Here is a 19,734-nt window from a genome sequence, read left to right on the forward strand (position 1 = left end):
GGGGGCCCCGGCCCGCCCGCGCCGACCCCGCTCGCCCCCCCCGCCACCGCGCGCGCGCGGCCGCCCCCCCCCCCGGGGCGCGGCCGGTGGCCCGGACGCGATCGGCGACCTCTGCTGTGCGCTCGCAGAAGGCGCTCTGCGACGGCACGCACTCAGTGTTGACAGGCGCCCCCTGACACGCCGAGCAGGAGATGCCTTCCCCAGCGCCTCGGTGAGGCGGTGCCTGGCCGTTGAGGAGACGTTGTGTGCTTCGCCGCCGAGGCCGGCGGTGGGGTTGGCGCCGGCTTGCTGAAACGGGCCCGGTCAGCCGTACATCGCAACGTGGTGGAGAGCCGCAAGCGCCTCGTCGATGGGGTGGGGTTGGGGCACGCCGGAGGAGTCGAGCCTGTTCCACCTCTGGAGGTTCACCGCCACCGTCATCTGCCGTTTGCCGTCGGCACGGGTCATGGACAGGGTTCCACCGCCCCAGACCGTGCCGCCATGGCCCCAGAAGACGCCTTGACCTGGACTTTCCATCGGGTGCAGGCCGAGGCCGTAGTCGATGGTCCGTCCCTCCTGGGAGATGACCGGGACGGTGCGTCGCATGTGCGCGAGCGACGACGGGTTCACGATCTCTCCGGCCAGCAGCATGCCGTAGAAGGAGTTGATGTCCGCGACGGTTGATATCAGCGAGGCCGACGGCCCCACCCATGACATGTCGAAGACGCTGTAGTCGCGCGGCGGGTCGATCATGCCGAACCACGCCTCGTACAGCTGCGAGTGCGGCCCGTCGACGTACGGTCCGGTGGGGAACTCGGTGTCCTGGAGCCCGGCGCGCTCGATGACGTTCCGGGTGATGCACCGTTCGGCCGTGGTGCCGGTCACCTTTCCCAGGAGTTCGCCGAGGAGCAGATAGTTGGTGTTGGAGTACACCCCCGGGGTGCCGCCCGGGGTGCCGACGGCAGGTGCGGTGACTCCCATCTCGATCAGTTCGGTGGAGTGAAACCGTGTGAGCCGGTGGTCGTCCAGGCTCTGGGGCCCGGTGTCAGCGAGGACGGGGAACGCCTTGAGGGAAGGGTAGGCATGGGGGAGGTACTCGGCGAGGCCGCTGGTGTGGTTGATCAGCATACGGACCGTGATCGCGTCACCGCGTGCTCCGGGAACCAGCCTCGGAAGGAACCGGCCGATCGGCGCATCAAGACCTAGCTCACCACGCTCGGCCTGCTGTAGGACCGCGGCGGCGGTGAAGGTCTTGGTGACGCTGCCGACGCGGTGCCGCATGTCGGCGGTGACGGGGCGGCCGGTGGAGACATCGGCCACCCCAGCGGCGCCGCGCCAGATCTGCTCGCCGTCACGCACCTCGGCGAACAGGCCCGGCATCCCAGCCCGGTGGACGTTTTCCAGGGCGGCGTTCAGTTGCGCGGGATTCAGTGGATTCCTCATGGACACGCGTCCTCTCGTCTTCGCAGGGAGGCTGTGCTTCACATCGATTGCCTGCCCCGGGTAGCAGGGCATGGGTGGCATGCCGGTCCGCCCGATTCCGGGCCGCTCGGCACGCTCCCGTCTCCAGTATGCACGCGGTGCGCGCAACACCGAGTGCATAGGTTAGGCTGAATCTCGGAGAGAGGGGTGCGATGGCAGGCCGAAGGCGCTGGTCGACCGAGGAGATCCTGGATGCGGCGGCGGAGCTGCTGCGCACGAGCGACGCCGAGTCGTTCAGCGTGCGCAAGCTCGCCGCGGTGCTGGGGACCGATTCCTCCAGCCTCTACCGGCACTTCCGCAGCAAGACCGAACTGCTGCGCGCGGTCGCCGACCGGATTCTCCTGGCCGCGATGGACGGCTACCGCCCCGAGGGGGACTGGAAGCAGCGCCTCACGGCCCTGGCCCTGCGCGTGAGAGAGGCCTTCGGCCAGCAGCCCCAGCTCGCGGCGGTCTGGGGACGCCATGTGTCCAGTGGCACCGGCTCCCGGCTGGTCATGGAAGAGGCCCTGCAAGCTCTGCGGTCGTCGGGACTGCCCGATGAGGAGATCCCGGCGCGTTACCACCGGATCGCGGTCCTCGTCGCCGCGCTGATCGCCTCCGAGGCCGGGGTCAGCGCCGTCACCCCCGAGGAGCACGAACAGGGTATGGAGCTGTTCCGCGTCGCGGTACTCGGCGCTGATCCCGAACGCTTCCCGGCCCTGGCCCACTTCGCCCGCGATGTCCGTCCCCTCGTGGTGGACCGCCGCGCCGCGTTCGAGGAGATCCTCGCAGCCCAACTCGCCCACATCGAGTCCACGATCAGCCCGGGCTAGGGTCTGTGTGAGGTCGTGTTCAGCGTATTGGTGCGCAGTGGCGGGTCGGTGACCGCAGCCCTGGACGCCCGCGAGGCCGACCGGTATGCGCGGGACCCACCGCCCAACCACGCGAGCGTGACACTGGTGGCCGCGACACGGAGAACCCCGGGATCGCCGTGCCGGTGGACGCGGAGGCGGAGGCTCCCACCGCGAGACAGGCGTTGTGCTGGGCGGCGGCGTTCTCCACGACGGCCCGCTGATCAAGCTCCTCCTGACGCTCCAGCAGGCGCTCGTACTCCGTCGGTTCGCCTTCGCGCGCCGGACCGCGTCGACTGTCGCGACATTCCGTGGCAGAGCGGGTCGATGGGGCGCACCCCTCAGGACGACAGCAGCCGTGGAAGTCCGGCCACTGCCGCCTGTGCTGCTGGTGCGAGGCCCACCGGAACATCCGCCTCGCCGCCTTGCAGGGAGGCAGTCAATGCCCTCTCGGTCAGGTCACCGGACCCTGGGCGGCGTCCCTCGCCCTATCCGCACCGCCTGTCCGACCTGCTCGGTAGCACGCTGGTTGTCGATGTCGGTCAGGTAGGGGGCGGCGAAGCCGTGGTAGTCCGCTTTGCGCGCGGCGGGTAGGTTCTTCCAGCCGGTGATGCGGTCCCGGCAGTCCGGCGAACCGCACTGGCAGTGGGCCGCGAAGTGTTCGACCGAGTAGTTGCGCATCGCGTAGTCGAAGGTGATCTCCTGACCTGCGGGAATGGACTGGCGGGCGACGAAGTTGTGAGCGCCGCTGGCGTTGGGGCGGATTCCGCAGTTCGGCTCGCACGAGTGGTTCACCTTGGGGATGAGCCCGCCGTGCAGGACGAACCGATTCTCGCCGATCTGGGAGGCATGGGAGTGGTTGCGGTCCAACTCGCGGTCGATGACACCGACCATCACTATCTCGCCGACCCGGAAGGACCGGGTGGCGAAGACGCCTTCCCCTTTGGCATCGGTTCGCTGGAGTTCGTAGCCGTCGTTCACGCTGCCTGCTCTCTGCAAGATCAGCTCTGCCCCCGAGCCGATCACGGATGAAGCGGGTTCCCCACGCCGGGGACCACCCTCAAGGCATGGCACCAATGATCTTCCCGACCGATCGTCCGAAAGACGCTCAACTGGCGTGACACTCCCGACGCTACAGTGCTCCTGAGTCCCAGCCCATCGACGAAGACCGAATCGAGCCCACGTACGCCGTTCATCGACCGCTCCCGTACGACCGCGGGTGCGGCGTCCCTGCCGATGCCGGGAAGTCGAGGCCCGGTCAGTTCGCGAAGTAGTGGCCGTCGGCAAGGTCCGTGGGCAGGTCCGGGTGGCTGGGGTGCCCGTCCAGGAGCGTGCGGGTACGGGTGCTCGACGCGGGGCGGCCATCCCGGCGAGCACGCACTGGGGCATACGGCGGCCGGCCTCACCCCGGTCCTCCGAGCGATTCCACCCGAGCGGGTACGGCGCTTCGAGCCGACGACCTGCCCGGCCTTCATGCCTTTCGAGGAACTGCGCGCGCCCGCACCCTGCGGTCGTCCTCGGTTGCCGCGCTGCGGGCGATCAGTACGGCGATGAGGTCGCCGTGGTCCGGCCTGCTGCACCTATCTCGGTACTCGGTCGTCCCCGCCGAAACGGTCAACGGCAGCGATGCCGGACGGGGTGGCGGGCCGCTCAGGAGTAGGTGGTCGGTCTGCGGGGCGGTGGGACGGCCCGGAGCAGTTCCCACAAGGGGCGTGAGCCGGAGGCCCATAGGGCGAGGGTGTGGCGGTCGACGACGTGGAGGCGCTGTTGCTTCGCGAAGTCCACGGCGGGCGCGGTGACGCGGCCGTTGGTCACGATGACGGCGATGTCGGCGCCGTGGACCTGGCGGGCGGTGCCGTTGAGGACCTGGAGGTCGGGGGTACCGACCGCGGAGCCGGCGAGGCCGTTGCGCCGGTGTTTGCACTGGATCACCCAACGGCGTCCGTAGGGGTCGGTGGCCTTCACGTCGGCGCCCAGGTCCCCGCCGCCCCCGACCCGGACCGCGTCCGGGCAGCCGTCACGGCGCATCAGGTCCCGTACCGCGTCCTCGAACTTGGTGTGGTGCAGGGCGTCGAGCTGGGCCAGTTCGTAGCGCAGGCCCCGTGCCCGGACCGCCGCCCATCGCGCCCGTTGCCGCCTCTGGTGGAGCCGGACGCCGGCCGTCACCGCCGCGAGCACGCCGGTGGCGGCCATGACCCACCAGTGGGCCAGCAGCCAGTCGACGACGACCACGACCAGGGTGACGGCCACGGCCGCGGCCATGAGGAGGCCAGCCAGTCGGTCGTCCGTGCGCTGCCGCCGTCTGCCGGGCCCGCGGGTGCGCCGCCGCGCGGGAGGGCGCCTGGTCGTGGCCGACCGGGCCGACCGGCCCCGGCGCGGTGCTCGGGGGCTCATCGGCTGGCCTGTGTGACGCCGCCCGCGAGCTGCCCGAGGAAGCTCAGGATTCCCTGGCCCACCGGGGTGGGAGCGATCAGGACTCCCAGTGCCAGGACGATGACCACGGTCAGTTTCTCGTCGGAGCGGCTGCGGGACTGCGTACGCCGCCGCAGCCTCAGGACCACGATGACCGCGAGCAGCACCGCCACATTGATGGACAGCAACCGTCCAGACCTCCCCCGTCGACCGGCCGTCACCACACGGGGACAACAGCACGCCGTCCCCGGACCTTCTTGTTGTAGCGGCGCCGCGGTGATGTTGGAGGCGGGTTTGATGGCGAATGGCACAAACCCGTCGGACCTGGCCGGATACCGAACAGCCGGGTGTACCCGGGATGACGGCCGGCCACGTGTCCCCGTTCGAGAGGGGAACGCCCTGCCGGAGCACCGCGACACGGTGATCACGCCTGGGTGCGTCCGCTCGGCGTCCCGGGCGCCGACGAGGACGACGGCCAGGGGGCGGGTCGTCTGCGGAGGGATGCGGCCCGCGGCCATCGCGCCGGCGAGCCGGTCCTCCATCAGGCCGATGGTGCAACGGGCTTCGATCTCCCGCCACCGCTCCCAGCCGAGCACGGCCGGGGCGTCGAGGAGGGCGATGCGCTGGACGCCGGGCTCTGGCACCGGACGGTGATCCATTCCGTACTAGACGGTGATCCATTCCGTGGACGTGGTCACTTCGGCGAGTACGTCCGGTAGTGGTTCCACGCCGGTGCCGGGTCCGGTGGGTACCGAGAGGTGGCCGTTGTCGAGTGCGAAGGGTGCGGTGATGTCCGTGGCGTAGTAGCGGCTGGAGGCGGAGGTGTCGCCGGGGAGGGTGAAGCCCGGGAGGGCCGCGAGGGCGACGTTGGCGGCGCGACCGATTCCGGTTTCGATCATTCCGCCGCACCACACGGCGATTCCGTGGGCCCGGCACAGGTCATGGATGCGGCGGGCTTCGAGGTAGCCGCCGACCCGGCCGGGTTTGATGTTGACGACGGAGCAGGCGCCCAGGGAGATGGCCGCGGCGGCGTGCGCGGCGGATTCGATGGACTCGTCCAGGCATACGGGGGTGGCGAGGCGGCGGGCGAGGTGAGCGTGCTGGACGAGGTCGTCGTCGGCGAGGGGTTGCTCGATGAAAAGAAGTCCGAAGGGGTCGAGCTGTTCGAGGTGCCGTGCGTCGGCGAGTGTGTAGGCGGCGTTGGCGTCGGCCTGGAGGAGCAGGGCGTCGCCGAAGCGTTCCCGTACGGCGGCGATCGGTGTGATGTCCCAGCCGGGTGCGATCTTCAGTTTGATCCGGAGGTAGCCCTCGGCGACGAAGCCCTCCACCGCGTCCAGCAGTTCGGGGATGGAGTCCATGATGCCGACGGAGACTCCGCTGGGCACCCGGTCGCGGACGGCGCCGAGATAGGAGGCGAAGGATTCGCCGCCCGCACGCAATTGAGCGTCCAGCAGGGCGCTTTCGAGGGCGGCTTTCGCCATCCGGTGCCCCTTGAAGGGTTCGAGCGCGGTGGCGACGGTAGCGGCGGTGACATGGTCGGGGAGGGCAGGGATGAGGAAGCGGCGGAGGACTTCGGCCGCGCCGTCCACGTACTCGCAGTTGTAACGGGGTTCGGACATGGCGACGCACTCGCCCCAGCCTTCGCCGTCGGGGGTCTCCACCCGCAGCAGCAGGATGTCGCGGGCGTACTCGACGCCGAAGGAGGTGCGGAAGGGGGCCTTGAGGGGCATGGCGATGCGGCGGAGTTCAATTCCCTTGACCTTCATCGGTTCTCCCTTGACCTTCATCGGTTCGGTGACTCCAGGGTGTGGGCCGGTCGGGCGGATGTTCCGGTGGCGGGGGGACGACGGTCGAGGAGGTAGCCGGAGCGGCCGTGGAACCCGGTGACGCGGGCGCCCGCGTCCAGCAGGCGGCCGAGTGCGTCGCGTACGGCAAGGCGCCAGGCGGTGGCGGCGGCCGGATCGGTGCGGCGCAGGCCCTCGATGTCGGGCGGGAGATCGATCCGTACGAATCGGGCTCCGGCCGTCAGCCGGGAGGGCAGCGGCAGTGGGTGGCCGTCGTCCGCCATGGTGAGCACCGGCAGAGCGGGGAGGGTGCTCTCGGGGTGGTGTTCCGGTGTCGCCGGGATGTCGAGTCGCCAGTGGACGACTGCTCGGTCGGAGTCGTCGGTGCCGTTGCGGGAGTCGGGCAGGGGGCCGTAGAAGTCCTGGTGGTAGGAGGCCAGGGTGGCGCCGAGTTTGACCAGGTTGAAGTAGGCGTTCCGGCGGACCAGGGGGTCGAAGGTCCAGGTGATGCGGGTCAGTCCGTGGCGGAGTGCCCAGGTGCGCTGGTGCAGTTTGAGCGCGAGACCGATTCCGCGTCCCCCGCGCACGCCGGTGATGTGGGAGTGCAGTGCCTGGCCCGGTGGGGCCGCGAGAAAGGCGACAGACGCGCCGACCAGACGGGAGCCTTGGTAGGCGCCGGCCACATAGTTTCCGGAGTGGGCCAGCGCGAGGATCAGTTCGACGCTGAGCGGGCTCAGGTCCGGCTCGAAGTGCCAGATGTCGTGGAAGAGTCGATGGATGTCCCGGCACTCGTCGAGGCCGTGGAGTTCGCGGACGACGAGCCCGTCGCCGGTCCTGTCCTCCGTCCCGGTCGCACTCCCAGTCCCCGTCCCCGTCCCGGCCCCGCCGCACGTCCCGTCCCCTGCTCCGTTCCTCACTGTGGCGTTCTCTTTCATGTTCATGTGCGTACTGCCTTGATCAGTTCGGCGAGGAGGGCGGTTCGTTGTGGCAGGTGGGCGACGACGATGTGTTCGTCATCGGCGTGTGCGCCGCCGCCGACGGCTCCGAGGCCGTCCAGGGTCGGGCAGCCCACCCCGGCGGTGAGGTTGCCGTCGGAGACTCCGCCGACCGCCACACCCCGCAGCGGTTCCATGCCGAGGCGCGCCGCCGCCTGCTGCGCGAGCGTGAACAGGGTCGCGGACGATGTGGCCTCCAGCGGTGGCCGGTCGGGACCGCCGAGGATGTCGAGCCGGGTGCCGGGGGTACGGGTGGGCAGGGCGCGGATCAGTTCGTCGACCCGTCGCTGGGCAGTGGTGGTCGGCACCCGGACGTCCACGCGGAGGGTGGCCCGGTCCGGCACGGTGTTCTCCGTGGTGCCCGCCGACAAGAGCGTGGGGGTGACGGTGGTGGCGCGCGGGCCATGGGCTTCGGGGAGTCCCTGGTTCATGAGTGGGCCGAGCGCGTTGACGGCGAGAATCTGGTGGGCTGCCTCGACGGCGGCATTGGCCCCCTTCTCGGGTTCGAGGCCGGCGTGCGCGGCCTTGCCGCTGACGACGATCTCGTACCGGGAAGCCCCCTTGCGCGCGGTTTTGAGCGCGCCGCCGTCGGCCGAGGCCTCCAGGACGAACGCGGCGGCGCAGCCGCGCGCGGACTCCTCGATCAGTGTGCTGGAGGTGGCCGAACCCAGTTCCTCGTCCCCGGTGATCAGCACGCGGACACCGTCCGGAGAGGGCAGCGACGCCACGGCGTGGAACAGTTGCACCAGTCCGGCCTTCATGTCGAAGACGCCCGGCCCCCGGGCGATCCCGTCCGCGACCGACCAGGGGTGGGTGGCGAGCGAGCCGATCGGCCACACCGTGTCGTGGTGCCCCACCAGCAGCACCCGGGGCGTGCCGAACGTCCAGCGCAGATGGGTGACTCCGTCGACGACCAGCGTCTTCGGCGCGGTCCCGAGGAGCCGGGAACCCACCTCCGCCACGACCACCGCGCTGCGGGCGACCGCCTCCAGGTCGGATGAGTACGACTCGCAGACCACGAGATGTTCGAGATCGGCCAGCATCCGGGCCACTTGCCCGCTGTTTCCCATGGTCAGGGTGGTTCGCCCGTTCATCTCGGCCGCCCCAGTTCCGCGCGCAGGAGGCGGTGCACATTGCCTCCCATGATCTTGCCGATGTCGGTCTCGGAGCGGCCCCGGCGGATGAGTTCGGCTGTCACGAGGGGCAGCCCGGAGGGGCCTTCGAGGCCCGGCAGGACGGCGAGCGGGTCGATCTCCCCGTAGGCGAGGTCCTCGCAGCAGGGCGGGGTGACATCGGTGATGACCTCGTACACGAAGTCGGGGCCGATGCCGACGTGGTCGATGCCCACGACGGACGCCACGTGCTCGATGTGGTCCCCCAGCCGCTCCACCGTCCGTGCCTCGGGGTCGGTGTCGAGGAAGGCGGGCAGGAAGTTGACACAGACGATTCCGCCGGTGGCGGCGATGCCCCGGATCTGGTCGTCGGTGAGGTTGCGGTGATGGTCGCGCAGGGCGCGGGCGGCGGAGTGGGAGGCGATGAGGGGGCGGGTGGCGAGTTCGAGGACGTGTCCCACTCCGGCGGCGCCGAGGTGGGACACATCGAAGATCATGCCGATGCGTTCCATCTCCGCCAGGGCCCGCACCCCTGCCGCGGTCAGTCTGGAGCCGGTGGCGTCCTCGCCGCTGCCGTCCGCCAGCGGGGTACGGCCCCAGTGGGCGAGGGACGCCATGCGCACGTCCAGGCGGTGAAGAGTGTGGAACAGCTCGATGTCCGCGTCGATGCCGGGTGCGCTCTCCAGGGCCAGGACGAGCGCGATCTTCGACTCCGCGAGCGCGGCGTCGATCTCGTCGCCGTCGCGGCACAGTGTCACGGTGTCCGCGTTGCCCTCGGCCAGCACATGGGCGGCCTCGATCATGCGCAAGGTGCGGCGCAGTGCGCCTTCGGGACGGTACGGGTCGTCGATGAAGACGGGCAGTACCTGGATGTCGACCCCGCCGGCCTGGAGCTGGGGCAACCAGCGCTCGCGGAAGAACTCCGCCCAGCGGGCCGGAGGCCGGGCGGTCACCGCTTCCAGGAGGTCGTTGTGGGTGTCGGCGACGACGGCTCGGTGGTGGAGGTCGGCGGTCACTTCGCGGCCTTCCGGTGTGTGGTGGCTCGGGGCGGTGCGGCGGCGACGGCTCGCTCGGCGGGGTCAGCCGGCTGCCGGGCGGTGGCCGGGGCGGGTACGGGAAGCTGCACTCGGGGTCAGTGCTGGGGCCCGGCGGTACCGGGGTCCTTCGCGGCCGAGTCGCCCAGGAGATGGCGCAGGCCATTGGCGAAGGCGCGCCGCCAGCCTGCGTGTTCATGGGCGCCGGGGAACTCGTCGTACGCGACGTCGTAGCCCTTGGCGGTCAGCACGCTGCGCAGATGGCGGTTGGCGGCGAGCAGGGTGATGCCGAAGGGCAGTGGCTGGTTCTCCAGCGTTCCGGCGCTCACCCAGTAGCGGGTGGGGGTCACGGGGTCGGCGGCGATCTGCCGGGTGAGCCACTCGGGTTCGGCGTCGCGGCCCATGGAGTGCGTGCTCTCGTCGCCGCCGAAGCCGTCCTTCTGGCCCCACCAGTGGGACCCGGAGAGGGAGAGCACCCTGCCGATGGCGTCGGGCCTGCTGTGGGCGAGCCAGACCGAGCCGAGGCCGCCGTAGCTGGCGCCCGTGGCGACCGTACGGGACGGGTCCTCGCCGGCGCCGTACTCGGCGCGCAGCCAGGGCAGGAGTTCGTCGGCGTACTGGGTCACGAGATCGGGGTTGCAGCACATCTCCACCATGCGTGACATGGGGTTCTTGTTGTGCACGAAGGCTGCGACGGTCGGCGGGATCGCTCCGGCCTCGATGAGGTTGTCGAGGATTTCCGGGTAGTTCTCCACCTGGTACTCGCCGTCGAGGAGGAACACCAGGGGGTAGTCGCCCCGGCCGCGCTCGTACCCGGCGGGGGTGTAGACGGTGATGGTCCGCTCGTTGCCGAACACCTCGGAACGCACCTGGTGTTCGGTGAGGGTGCCGGGGGTGCGGCTGGGGCCGAACCAGGTCTCGGTGTCCGCGCCGGGAAGGGTGAGGACGGAGTCCTTGGCGTGCTGATCGAACTCGGGACCCAGGTGGATGATGTCGGCGGTGACGCGGTCGGGGTTGAACGGATCGTGGTGCGAACAGCGGGCACGCTGGAGGGCGAATTCGTGCAGCGTGTTCTCCTCCTGGAAGAGTTTCATCATGTCGTCCGTCGACACCCTGGTGCTCGGGTCGTTGACGGCGAAGGTGTACAGGACCGACAGACGGTCGTCGGTGACCGGGAGCGACAGGTACCAGACATCGGTGCCCGCGACCCTCTCCATCTGTGCCACCCGGCCCTCGTCGTCCATGGTGAGCTGGGAGGCGACCGCGATCTGCTCGGCCGGGCCGATCCAGACGAAGGTGACGAGATAGCCGCCGTCGGGGAGCGCGTCGAGCAGCGGTCCGCCCGCCTTGGTCAGGGCGTCGGTGAGCGCTTCGAGGGCTCCGTCATGGCCGGCCGCGACAGCGCTCAGGAGCTGGGGGGCGAGTGCGGATGCGGGTGCGGATGCGGGTGCGGATGCGGATGCGGATGCGGATGCGGATGCGGATGCGGTCACGTTTAGCTCCTCGTGCGGTGATCGGGAGTCGGTTCACCGGAGAACCGGCAGGGATGGTGGCCCGGTCCGGGTGCGATGGGTGCGATGGGTGCGATGGGTGCGATGGGTGCGACGTGTGAGATTCCGGGTCCGGGACCGGGACCGGGACCGGGTCAGGCGTGGACAGTGGGGGCCGGTTCGGCGGTGGGCCGGGGCGAGGTGGCCGTCCCTCGTCCGGGGACCCGCCAGGCGAGCAGGATGGCGAGCGCGGTGATGGCTCCCCCGGCCAGGAAGGTGTTGGTGTAGCTCGCGTCCGTGGGCACCGGGATCGGCGACCCTTCGGCGTAGCGGGAGATGATCGCCGCGGCGATCTGCACGCCGAGGAGCATGCCGACGGACCGGGCGATGAGGTTGATGCCGGTGGCCGCGCCGGTGTCCTTGGGCTCCACGGATTCCACGGTTCCGTTGTAGAGGGCGGTGCCGCTCATGGCCCCGCCGACGCCGAGCAGGACCACGAGCAGGATCAGGTGCCATGGCTCGCTGTGCCGGTAGGCGGCGAACACCAGGCAGGCCGTGGCGATCACGAGTCCGGCGATGAGGACCGTGCGGGAGCCCAGGCGGCGGCAGAGCATGCCGGCCAGTGGCCCGATCAGTACGGAGACCAGAGCGGCGGGAAGCATGTACAGGCCGGTGTCGGTGATCGTCCCGCCGAGCCCGTAGCCGGACTGTTCGGGGGCGAGCACGATCTGCGGGATGGACAGCACCGACACCGCGTAGCCCAGGCCGAGCACCAGAGCGGCCAGCGTGCCGCTGAGCACCGCGGGACGCCGGAGGAACCGCACATTGACGATCGGGTTCTCGACACGGAGTTCGGCCCGCACCCAGAGCGCCCCGAGGGCCGGGAACGCGGCGAACAGCCCCAGCACGAGCGGGGACGACCAGCCCCAGTCGGACACTTTCGACAGGGCGAACGTCAGACAGAACAGGGTGGCCGCGAGCAGCGCGGCGCCGGCCCAGTCGATCCTGCCGGCGCCGGTGTCCGGGGCCTTGCCCGCGATGCCGTCCAGTGCCGCGCCACCTGGTGAGGGGGCGGTACGGGGCATGATCCAGTAGGCGATCAGGGTGGCCACGGCGATGACGATGGCGGGCAGGCCGAAGATCCACCGCCAGGACAGGTTCTCGGCGATGGGCCCCGCGAGCACCACGCCGACGCCGCCACCGAAGGAGAACAGCCCGACCAGCAGACCGATACCGAACGAACGTTTCTGCTCCGGGAAATGCTCCCGCACGATGACAAAGCCCAGCGGCAGGACGGCGGTACCGATGCCCTGGATCGCCAGTGCGGCGATCAACAGGGGGAAGGACTGGGTGATCGCGGACAGCGACGCCCCGGCCACCCCCGCACAGCCCACGGCGAGCAGCATGCGCCGGCCGCCGTAGCGGTCGGCCAGGGAACCCACGAGCGGAACCGCCAGCGACGCGGTGATGGCGATCGAGCTGAGCAGCAGGGCGCCTTCAGCCGTGGTGAGCACCAGAGCGGCCTGGATGACGGGCAGCGCGGGCAGCAGCATGGAGTCCAGCAGCCCGGTGACGACGACGAACACGGCCGTCAGGGCGAGGACAGAGGTGCCGGACTGTGGTGACGCGACGCTGGGTGGTGCGACTGTCTCGGACATGAGTGCTCCGGGTCTCCGAGGATGGGTGAGGGCGAGCGGCGGCGACGGTCCTGGGTACTGCCGGTTGAGGAGCCCCGTACATGGGTGGAGGCGGTGGAGGCCGTCCGGTCGGTGATCGGCCCCGCGCGATGGTGGTCCGGTCGGTGATCGGTCCCGGGCTGGGGTGATCCGGCCGGTGATCAGCTTCGGGCTGCGGTGGTTCCGTCTGTGATCGGCCCCTGGAGGCGGTGATCCAGTAGGCGATCCAGAGGCGGCCGTGGCGATCCAGTAGGTGATCAGCCCCGGACCGTGGTGATCCAGTCGGTGACCAGTTCGTCGAGGACACCGAGCGGCACGGCGCCGTGGCCGATGACCTCGTGGTGGAAGTCCCTGATGTCGAAACGGTCGCCGAGGGCGTGGCGGGCGCGTTCGCGCTGGGCGAGGATCTCGCGGCGGCCGATCATGTAGGCGGTGGCCTGGCCGGGCCAGGCGATGTAACGGTCGATCTCGTTGCGGACGTTGGCCTTGGTGGTGGCCGTGTTGTCCTGCATGTAGGCGATGGCCTGCTTGCGGGACCAGCCGAAGTGGTGCATCCCGGTGTCCACGACCAGCCGGCAGGCGCGGACCGCGTCCAGCGACAGCATCCCGAACCGGGTGAGGTACGAGCTGTAGAGGCCCATCTCGTCGGCGAGGCGCTCGGTGTACAGGCCCCAGCCCTCCAGGTGCGCGGTCATCTGGCCCGCCGACTTCCGGCGGAACTCGGGCAGCTCACGCAGGGTCTGGGCGACGGCGAGCTGGAGGTGATGGCCGGGGATGCTCTCGTGGAAGGCGAGCGCCTCGTACTCGTACCGGAACTTCGTCTCGGGACGGATCGTGTTGATCCAGTGGGTGCCCGGCAGCCCTGGCCCGCCGGGCGGCTGGTAGTACGCCAGCGGCGCGGTCTCGGCGGAGAGCGGGTCGACCTCGCGGGTCACGCAGTCGCCGATGTCATAGGGGCGGAACCAGGCGGGAGCGGCCCCCCGGGCGCGCTCCAGCGCCTCTTCGACCAGGGCGACGATCTCCTGTGCCCGGGAGAACCGCAGTGACGGGTCCTCCCGCAGGGCGGCCAGCGTCTCCTCGGCGGTCCCGGTCCTCAGTACCTTGGCGCCCAGCTCGGCGAACTCCTCGCGCAGCGCGGCCACGGTCTCCCGTCCGATCCGGTGCACCTCCTCCGGGCTCAGGCCGGGCCGGGTGTGCCGTCCGACGGCGTCCGCGTACGCCTCGATCCCCCCGGGGACATGGCACACTCCCGCCTCGGAGTCCGGCCGGGCGGCGTCGGCGAGCCCGGCGAGGCCCTCGCGGTACCGCAGGATGGACGGTCGCACCACATCCCGGACCAGTGCGCGGCCCTTCTCCTGCTCCGGCATGCCCTGCACGGTCCGCACCATGGCGTCATCGTCGAGATCGATGGCGAGGTGGCCGTCCAGCTGGGCCAGCGCGCTGTCCACACCGCTGCGCAGGGGGCGGCGGCCCTGCGCCGCCGCCTCCTGGTGGCACCGGAGCGTGCTGTCGAAGAATCCGGGCAGCGCGGCCAGCCGCTCCAGGTAGTCCGGTGCGCCCGCGCCGTCCACGGGGGTCATGGCGAGCGACTGGAAGACAAGATTCTGGGGGGCCGTGACACTGGCGGAGACCGCGAAGTCGGTGAGCCCGTGCTCGATCTCGCTCGCACCGCAGTCGATCAGACTGCGCAGGACGCCGTAGGTGACCCGGTCCTCACCGGTCAGGTCTTCCCGGGGTACGGCGGTCAGCCGCTTCCCCAGATCGAGCAGACCGGCCCGATGCCTTGCGGCAGCCTCCGGCGACGGGTCGGGCACCTCGTGGGCGTGACCGGCGACCCCCATGAGGGGCGCGGCGAACGGGTCGAACGCCATCTCCGCGGCGAAGTACTCCGCGGCCAGATCGGAAAGTTCCGCTTGATGGTCCTGCTCAGCCATGTGTTGCTCCCGATGTCGGCAGTGCGACGGCAGTGTGATGTCCGCATTGCGATGCAGCGAGTATTCGATCCCACTCGCCGCAGTGTCAATAGACTGCGTCGTTCAGTTCCGAATGAATGATGGCTAGGGGATACACTTCCGGCATGACTCGGGACCAACAGGCGCATCTGCGGTTCGCCGACGTGGTGGCCACACTGCTCGGAGCCGACGTGCCGCCCATGGCGGGCAGGATGGTCGGAATACTCCTCATCGCGGAGGAACCCCGACTGGCCACCAAACAGCTCGCGGCTCGCATGGAAGCCAGCCCGGTGACCGTCTCCAGCATGGGAAGACTGCTGCGCCGGCTGAACATGGTCGAACGGACGGTGTCACCCGAGACCCGGCAGGACGAGTTCAGTCTGCGCTCGGCCCACTGGCCCGACGTCTACCAGGACAACGCACGCGAGGTGTCCCGGCTGGTGGCGATCCTCGACGAGCAACTCGCCGACCCCCGACTCCCCGACGCGCCCCGGGTCCGCATTCTCGAAATGCGCAACTTCCACGCCTTCCTCCTGGCCAACATCCCCGAACTGCTCGACCGGTTCGCGCGGTGGCGTGCCGACCACGGCCCACTCGCCGTGTTCCCCGCGACCGACGACACCGACGCGCCGGCCGGGCCGCAGGACTGACGGGAGGCCGGACACCCCCGACCGGAGGAGTGGCGGAGAACCACAGCGCCACAACGGCCCTGGCCGCCCAACGCCTCTGCGGCCCACGGTCTGGCGCAGCGGATGGTACCGACGGTACCGTGGATACCATGACCAAAGCCATGAACCTGCGCTTCCCTGACCCGGCTCAGCGGGCCGCGATCGAGGCCGCCGCGAGGCAGGAGGGTGTCAGCCTCCAGGAGTACATCCTCTCCGCGGCCTACGACCGTGCGACGGCCGTGGAGAAGCACTTCCTCGACGCGTTCCGGGAGTCGATGGACCGCAGCGGTGACGCTTTCGACGAGGACACCCGCCCGGCCGGGGCCGGCGCGGCGCAACGCGCCGGGGAACTGGAAGCGCGTCTTGAGCTTGAGGCGCTACAGGAGCGGGGCCACGCCGCGTGACCGAGGACAATCCCGCCCACCCTCTCGACGTGGCCTTTCTTCTGCACGCCGCCGAGTTGCTGCCTGGTGATCCCCAAGTGGACGACTACGGTCCGCTGTATGCGGCGGTCGCGCGGGTGAACGCCCGTGCGATGGAGCGTGAGGTGTACGGTTCCGTCTTCCTCAGGGCCGCCGCGCTGCTCGAAACGCTCGCGCGGCTGCCGTGCCTGGAGCATTCCAACGAGCGGTTCGCATGGCACTCCGCGGAGGCGTACCTGATGTTGAACGGGTACCGGCTCGACTATCCGCCGAAGGAGGCGGTGGCACTGGTACGTGATGCCGCGTCCGGCGGGAAGGGTGTCGGGCTGATCGGCCGTCAACTGCGGGCGTGGAGAATCTCCTGAGTCGCCCAGCCCGGCAGCCGGTCGGTTCGGGTCAGCCGGTCTCGGTCTTCGTTTGCGGGCGGGAGCGGGTGGCCGCGTCGGAGGACGTGAAGCTGGCCAGGAAGTTCAGTGCCTCCTCGGCGGGGCTCCCGGGCGGAGCCGTGTAGATCACGAGGAGGTGGTGGGCGGCGCCGGGGACCTGAAAGGTCTCGTAGTTCAGTGTGACGTCTCCGACGGTGGGGTGCCGGAAGCGCTTGGGTCCGTGGTTCTTCTCGTGCACATGATGGCTGGCCCACAACCGGCGGAAGGTCTCGCTGCCCAGTGACAGTTCGCCGATGAGACGTACGAGGTCCGCGTCGTGCGGCTGGCGTCCGGCGGCCATGCGCAGTATGCCGACCGTGGTGCGCGCGGCTTCGTCCCAGTCGAGGTGGATCTGTCGTGCGTCCGGGTCCAGGAAGATCCGGCGGGCCATGTTCCGCTCGCGTGGCGGGAGCGTGGGGAAGTCGGCGATCAGCGCGGCTGCGAGCCGGTTCCAGGCCAGGACATCGTTGCGATCGTTCATGATCACCGCGGGGGCGCCGGGGATGGCGTCGACGATCTGCCGCAGGGCGGGTCGCAGCACGTCGCCCCGTGCGGTGGCCGCTGTCGTCGCGCCGGCGGCGCGGGGTGGCCGGGCCAGGTCGTACAGGTGGGCGCGCTCGGCGGATCCCAGGTTCAGTGCCCTGCTGAGTGCGTCAAGGACCTCGTCGGAGGGGTGATCGGCCCGCCCCTGCTCCAGGCGTACGTAGTAGTCGGTGCTGAGTCCGACCAGTTCAGCGACCTCTTCGCGGCGCAGGCCGGGGACACGGCGGCGGCCGGTCGGCGGCAGTCCCACGTCCGCCGGTGACACCAGGGCCCGCCGGGTCCTGAGGTAGTCGCCGAGGCTGTTGGCGATGATGCTCGTATCGGCCATACGTTCCAGTATGGAGGCTTCGTCAGGGACGCGAGGGCCGGAAGGTGGCCCTGTCGATCCCAGGGAATCACGGTCTCTTCATCCGCCGGTGGCCCTCGCCGACGATCGAGGGCATGTCCACTCTCTCTTCTCCCGGCGCCGCACGCCGACCCGACCCGGATCGAACCCGTGCGAGCGATTCCCCGGCGGCCCCGTCACCCGGTGCGCCCCTGGCCCAGCCCGGGGGCGACGGCGGGCGCGGCTACTGGCCCACGGTGGTCGCGGTCGGGTCCGCCAGCATGATGCTGCCGTTCTCCGTGACCGGGGCCGCGGTGGCCCTGCCGAGCATGGCGGCGCACCTGGGCTCCTCGGTCGGCACCGCGCAGTGGATGCTGAACGGCTTCAACATCACCTTCGCCGCCCTGCCGCTCGCGGCCGGCAGTCTCGCGGACCGGCTCGGCCGGCGCCGGGTGCTGCTGACCGGCATCGCACTGGTCGGTGCGCTGTCCCTGCTGGTCGCGCTGGCGCCTTCGATGGCCGTGGTCGATGTGGCCAGGGTGGTCCAGGGATGCGGGGCAGCGGCCGTGCTGGCCTCGGGAGCGGCGGTGCTGGCCCACTCCACCTCCGGGCGGCGCCGACAGCTGGCCTTCGGGTTCCTCGGTACCTCCTTCGGTACGGGCCTCGCGATCGGGCCGCTGGTCGCCGGGGCCCTGATCGAAGCGGCCGGTTGGCGGTCGGTGTTCCTCCTGGTCACGGCCATGTCCCTACCGGCGTGGCTGTGCGCGAGGCGGGCTCCGGAATCACGCAACCCCGAGCGGCCCGCTCTCGACGTGGCCGGGCTGGCCACCTTCACCGCCGGGCTGACCTGTCTGTCCTTCGCCTTCGTACGGGCCGGGGCCGCGGGCTGGAGCGCTCCGAGCACCTTGCTGCTGCTCGCTGCCGCCGTGCTGCTGGTGGCGCTGTTCGCCGTGGTGGAGATGCGCCTGGGCGACCGCGCGATGTTCGACATCCGTCTGTTCCGCAGGCCCGAGTTCGTCGCGGTGGTCTGCCAGCCCTTCACGGTCACTCTCGGCTTCGTCGTCCTGCTGGTCTACCTGCCCGCCTATCTCCAGGGCGTCGCCGGTCACACCGTCCTGGCCAGCGGCCTGTTCCTGCTGCCGATGACCGCCCCCGTCCTGCTCCTGCCGCTCGCCGCAGGCCAGTTGGCCGCGCGTACCTCTGTACGAGCGGTGCTGACCGCCGCTTCCGCGCTGATCGTGGCCGGTGCGCTGCTCCTGGTGACCCTGCGCGGTGACGGATCATGGCCGGCACTGGCACTTCCTCTGCTGCCCTTCGGCGCGGGAGTGGGTCTGGCGTTCGGGGTCATGGACAATGCCGCCGTCAGCACTGTCCCGGTCGAGAACGCCGGTGCCGCGGCGGGCATCTTCAACACGATGCGCATCACCGGCGAGTCCGTCGCTGTCGCAGGTGCCGCGGCACTGCTCACCTCGCTCACCTCGGCCGGGTTGAGCGGCGGCGGCCTCCCCTCCGATGCCGCAACCCGGATCGCCGGGCAAGCCGTCCAGGGTCAGGTGGCCCAGGCACAGCACGCAGCCCTGGCCTCGGGCCTCACCAGTGCCTTCCACACCCTCGGCCTCATCCTCGCGGCCCTGTCCACGCTCGGTGCGATCCTCACCTACTTCGCGCTCGCACCCCACCGCACCGCCTCGCGCCACTGAACGCCCCCGGCCGTCGGTCAGCAGGAAGGCACGCGGTCGGCGTACGCCACCTCGTGCCGATCTTCCCCGCCACGGTCCTGGCCCTGGTGGGGCTGCCTGCTGTCATGGCTTCCCGGTGGCCCGGTGGACGAAGGCGGGTGGGAGGTTCGCCCACACCACATTCAAGCGCTCCAACCGGTCGAAGCGGTGGGCGAGTTCGGCGGTGAAGTGACGGGCGGGCGGAGTCCAGGACGCGTGCAGATAGGCGAAGGTGGTGAACCGGCCGCCGGGCGCGAGGACCGCGCTCACGGCGTCCATGATCTGCCCTCGGCGTTCCCGCGGCATGACCGTCCACGGCAGCCCGGAGACCACCGCGTCGACCGGTTCGCCCACCGCTGTGGCGAGCCCGGTGGCCGAACCCTGCACCACGGTCAGTCGTGGATCGCGCCGGGTGGCCGACAGCCTCGCGGCGAGCACAGGGTTCAGCTCCATCGCGACGAGCCGTGCGCCGGGTGCGAGGCGGGCGAGGATCGCGTCGGTGAACACCCCGGTCCCCGGGCCGAGTTCGACAACGAGCCGGGCCCGCTCCAGGCCGATTCCCTCGGTCATCGCGAGCGCCAGCCGCCGTGAGCTGGCCGCCACGGCTCCGGTCATGAGGGGCCGCCTGAGGAACTCGCTGGTGATCGACATGACTGTCATGCTCGAAGCGGCCCGGGTGGCCGCACGTCGTATCCCCGGCCCGTGCGTGTACGACTCCAGGAGGACCGCGCGACCCCCGGCAGGACGATGTGGGGAGCGGGCCCCCGCCCTAGCGTGAGGTGGTGCATCGGCTGATCGAGACGCTGTCCCGCTTGCGGCGGAGCCACCCGTGGCTGGCGGACCTTCTGCTGGTGGTGCTGGTGGCCGTGCCCCCGGTGATCCGCCCG

General features: G+C 70.5%; 18 protein-coding genes and 1 pseudogene. 5 read left to right on the top strand and 14 right to left on the bottom strand.

Going from position 1 to position 19,734, the window contains the following annotated elements:
• Positions 1 to 303: 303 nt before the first annotated feature.
• Positions 304 to 1,422 (bottom strand): serine hydrolase domain-containing protein, encoded by a 1,119-nt coding sequence (locus tag ACFXAZ_RS10635; protein WP_384587479.1) that lies wholly within the window; start codon positions 1,420 to 1,422, stop codon positions 304 to 306.
• Positions 1,423 to 1,613: 191 nt separating this feature from the next.
• Here ACFXAZ_RS10635 and ACFXAZ_RS10640 point away from each other — a divergent pair, with 191 nt between their 5' ends.
• Positions 1,614 to 2,273, top strand: a complete 660-nt coding sequence (locus ACFXAZ_RS10640; RefSeq protein WP_384587482.1) for a TetR/AcrR family transcriptional regulator — start codon at positions 1,614 to 1,616, stop codon at positions 2,271 to 2,273.
• Positions 2,274 to 2,750: 477 nt separating this feature from the next.
• Here ACFXAZ_RS10640 and ACFXAZ_RS10645 read toward each other — a convergent pair whose 3' ends face one another.
• From ACFXAZ_RS10645 to ACFXAZ_RS10695, 11 genes and pseudogenes are all read right to left on the bottom strand, one after another.
• A complete protein-coding gene (locus tag ACFXAZ_RS10645; RefSeq protein ID WP_384587485.1) occupies positions 2,751 to 3,272 on the bottom strand; it encodes an SET domain-containing protein-lysine N-methyltransferase in 522 nt (173 codons plus the stop codon).
• Between the two features lie 669 nt (positions 3,273 to 3,941).
• The gene (locus ACFXAZ_RS10650) at positions 3,942 to 4,553 is read right to left on the bottom strand and encodes a restriction endonuclease (RefSeq protein WP_384587488.1); all 612 of its coding nucleotides are present in this window, start codon (positions 4,551 to 4,553) and stop codon (positions 3,942 to 3,944) included.
• 128 nt (positions 4,554 to 4,681) lie between these two features.
• Complete coding sequence (locus ACFXAZ_RS10655; RefSeq protein ID WP_384587728.1) at positions 4,682 to 4,891, bottom strand: hypothetical protein; 210 nt, start codon at positions 4,889 to 4,891, stop codon at positions 4,682 to 4,684.
• Between the two features lie 276 nt (positions 4,892 to 5,167).
• Positions 5,168 to 5,362: pseudogene (locus tag ACFXAZ_RS10660) on the bottom strand (hypothetical protein); the annotation flags it as partial.
• A 6-nt stretch (positions 5,363 to 5,368) separates the two neighbouring features.
• The gene (gene menC, locus ACFXAZ_RS10665) at positions 5,369 to 6,469 is read right to left on the bottom strand and encodes an o-succinylbenzoate synthase (RefSeq protein WP_384587491.1); all 1,101 of its coding nucleotides are present in this window, start codon (positions 6,467 to 6,469) and stop codon (positions 5,369 to 5,371) included.
• Between the two features lie 17 nt (positions 6,470 to 6,486).
• Positions 6,487 to 7,422 carry a GNAT family N-acetyltransferase gene (locus ACFXAZ_RS10670; protein WP_384587494.1) on the bottom strand — a complete coding sequence of 312 codons (936 nt, stop codon included), beginning with the start codon at positions 7,420 to 7,422 and terminating at the stop codon, positions 6,487 to 6,489.
• A 2-nt stretch (positions 7,423 to 7,424) separates the two neighbouring features.
• On the bottom strand, positions 7,425 to 8,576 hold the full coding sequence (locus ACFXAZ_RS10675) for a M20 family metallopeptidase (protein ID WP_384587497.1): 1,152 nt from the start codon (positions 8,574 to 8,576) through the stop codon (positions 7,425 to 7,427).
• The gene (locus ACFXAZ_RS10680; RefSeq protein ID WP_384587500.1) at positions 8,573 to 9,610 is read right to left on the bottom strand and encodes a dipeptidase; all 1,038 of its coding nucleotides are present in this window, start codon (positions 9,608 to 9,610) and stop codon (positions 8,573 to 8,575) included. Before ACFXAZ_RS10680 ends, ACFXAZ_RS10675 begins: the two co-directional genes overlap by 4 nt.
• Before the next feature lie 116 nt (positions 9,611 to 9,726).
• Entirely contained in the window at positions 9,727 to 11,121 is a 1,395-nt protein-coding gene (locus ACFXAZ_RS10685; RefSeq protein ID WP_384587503.1) for an alpha/beta hydrolase, read from the bottom strand.
• A gap of 152 nt (positions 11,122 to 11,273) precedes the next feature.
• Complete coding sequence (locus ACFXAZ_RS10690; RefSeq protein ID WP_384587506.1) at positions 11,274 to 12,776, bottom strand: MFS transporter; 1,503 nt, start codon at positions 12,774 to 12,776, stop codon at positions 11,274 to 11,276.
• Between the two features lie 275 nt (positions 12,777 to 13,051).
• Complete coding sequence (locus ACFXAZ_RS10695; protein WP_384587509.1) at positions 13,052 to 14,728, bottom strand: DUF885 domain-containing protein; 1,677 nt, start codon at positions 14,726 to 14,728, stop codon at positions 13,052 to 13,054.
• A 143-nt stretch (positions 14,729 to 14,871) separates the two neighbouring features.
• On the opposite strand from ACFXAZ_RS10695, the gene ACFXAZ_RS10700 reads away from it, so the two are divergent.
• The 3 genes from ACFXAZ_RS10700 (at position 14,872) to ACFXAZ_RS10710 (ending at position 16,201) form a co-directional block, all read left to right on the top strand.
• A complete protein-coding gene (locus ACFXAZ_RS10700) occupies positions 14,872 to 15,396 on the top strand; it encodes a hypothetical protein (protein WP_384587512.1) in 525 nt (174 codons plus the stop codon).
• 128 nt (positions 15,397 to 15,524) lie between these two features.
• Positions 15,525 to 15,818, top strand: a complete 294-nt coding sequence (locus tag ACFXAZ_RS10705; protein WP_384587515.1) for a DUF1778 domain-containing protein — start codon at positions 15,525 to 15,527, stop codon at positions 15,816 to 15,818.
• Entirely contained in the window at positions 15,815 to 16,201 is a 387-nt protein-coding gene (locus ACFXAZ_RS10710; protein WP_384587518.1) for a fic family toxin-antitoxin system, toxin component, read from the top strand. The genes ACFXAZ_RS10705 and ACFXAZ_RS10710 overlap by 4 nt, the downstream gene beginning before the upstream one ends.
• 31 nt (positions 16,202 to 16,232) lie before the next feature.
• On the opposite strand, the gene ACFXAZ_RS10715 is transcribed toward ACFXAZ_RS10710, so the two are convergent.
• A complete protein-coding gene (locus tag ACFXAZ_RS10715; protein ID WP_384587521.1) occupies positions 16,233 to 17,132 on the bottom strand; it encodes a helix-turn-helix transcriptional regulator in 900 nt (299 codons plus the stop codon).
• A 113-nt stretch (positions 17,133 to 17,245) separates the two neighbouring features.
• Here ACFXAZ_RS10715 and ACFXAZ_RS10720 point away from each other — a divergent pair, with 113 nt between their 5' ends.
• Positions 17,246 to 18,829 (top strand): MFS transporter, encoded by a 1,584-nt coding sequence (locus tag ACFXAZ_RS10720; protein ID WP_384587524.1) that lies wholly within the window; start codon positions 17,246 to 17,248, stop codon positions 18,827 to 18,829.
• Positions 18,830 to 18,931: 102 nt separating this feature from the next.
• On the opposite strand, the gene ACFXAZ_RS10725 is transcribed toward ACFXAZ_RS10720, so the two are convergent.
• Positions 18,932 to 19,498 carry a class I SAM-dependent methyltransferase gene (locus ACFXAZ_RS10725; RefSeq protein ID WP_384587527.1) on the bottom strand — a complete coding sequence of 189 codons (567 nt, stop codon included), beginning with the start codon at positions 19,496 to 19,498 and terminating at the stop codon, positions 18,932 to 18,934.
• Positions 19,499 to 19,734 lie beyond the last annotated feature (236 nt).

The sequence above is a fragment of the Streptomyces sp. NPDC059477 genome, from assembly GCF_042749375.1.
Lineage (GTDB): Bacteria > Actinomycetota > Actinomycetes > Streptomycetales > Streptomycetaceae > Streptomyces.

Bases quoted from the DNA above. Each gene is read 5' to 3' on its own strand.
- ACFXAZ_RS10635 (WP_384587479.1), bottom strand. From the start codon at position 1,422: ATGAGGAATCCACTGAATCCCGCGCAACTGAACGCCGCCCTGGAAAAC.
- ACFXAZ_RS10640 (WP_384587482.1), top strand. From the start codon at position 1,614: ATGGCAGGCCGAAGGCGCTGGTCGACCGAGGAGATCCTGGATGCGGCG.
- ACFXAZ_RS10650 (WP_384587488.1), bottom strand. From the start codon at position 4,553: ATGGCCGCGGCCGTGGCCGTCACCCTGGTCGTGGTCGTCGTCGACTGG.
- menC (WP_384587491.1), bottom strand. From the start codon at position 6,469: ATGAAGGTCAAGGGAATTGAACTCCGCCGCATCGCCATGCCCCTCAAG.
- ACFXAZ_RS10670 (WP_384587494.1), bottom strand. From the start codon at position 7,422: ATGAAAGAGAACGCCACAGTGAGGAACGGAGCAGGGGACGGGACGTGC.
- ACFXAZ_RS10675 (WP_384587497.1), bottom strand. From the start codon at position 8,576: ATGAACGGGCGAACCACCCTGACCATGGGAAACAGCGGGCAAGTGGCC.
- ACFXAZ_RS10690 (WP_384587506.1), bottom strand. From the start codon at position 12,776: ATGTCCGAGACAGTCGCACCACCCAGCGTCGCGTCACCACAGTCCGGC.
- ACFXAZ_RS10695 (WP_384587509.1), bottom strand. From the start codon at position 14,728: ATGGCTGAGCAGGACCATCAAGCGGAACTTTCCGATCTGGCCGCGGAG.
- ACFXAZ_RS10700 (WP_384587512.1), top strand. From the start codon at position 14,872: ATGACTCGGGACCAACAGGCGCATCTGCGGTTCGCCGACGTGGTGGCC.
- ACFXAZ_RS10705 (WP_384587515.1), top strand. From the start codon at position 15,525: ATGACCAAAGCCATGAACCTGCGCTTCCCTGACCCGGCTCAGCGGGCC.
- ACFXAZ_RS10715 (WP_384587521.1), bottom strand. From the start codon at position 17,132: ATGGCCGATACGAGCATCATCGCCAACAGCCTCGGCGACTACCTCAGG.
- ACFXAZ_RS10720 (WP_384587524.1), top strand. From the start codon at position 17,246: ATGTCCACTCTCTCTTCTCCCGGCGCCGCACGCCGACCCGACCCGGAT.
- ACFXAZ_RS10725 (WP_384587527.1), bottom strand. From the start codon at position 19,498: ATGTCGATCACCAGCGAGTTCCTCAGGCGGCCCCTCATGACCGGAGCC.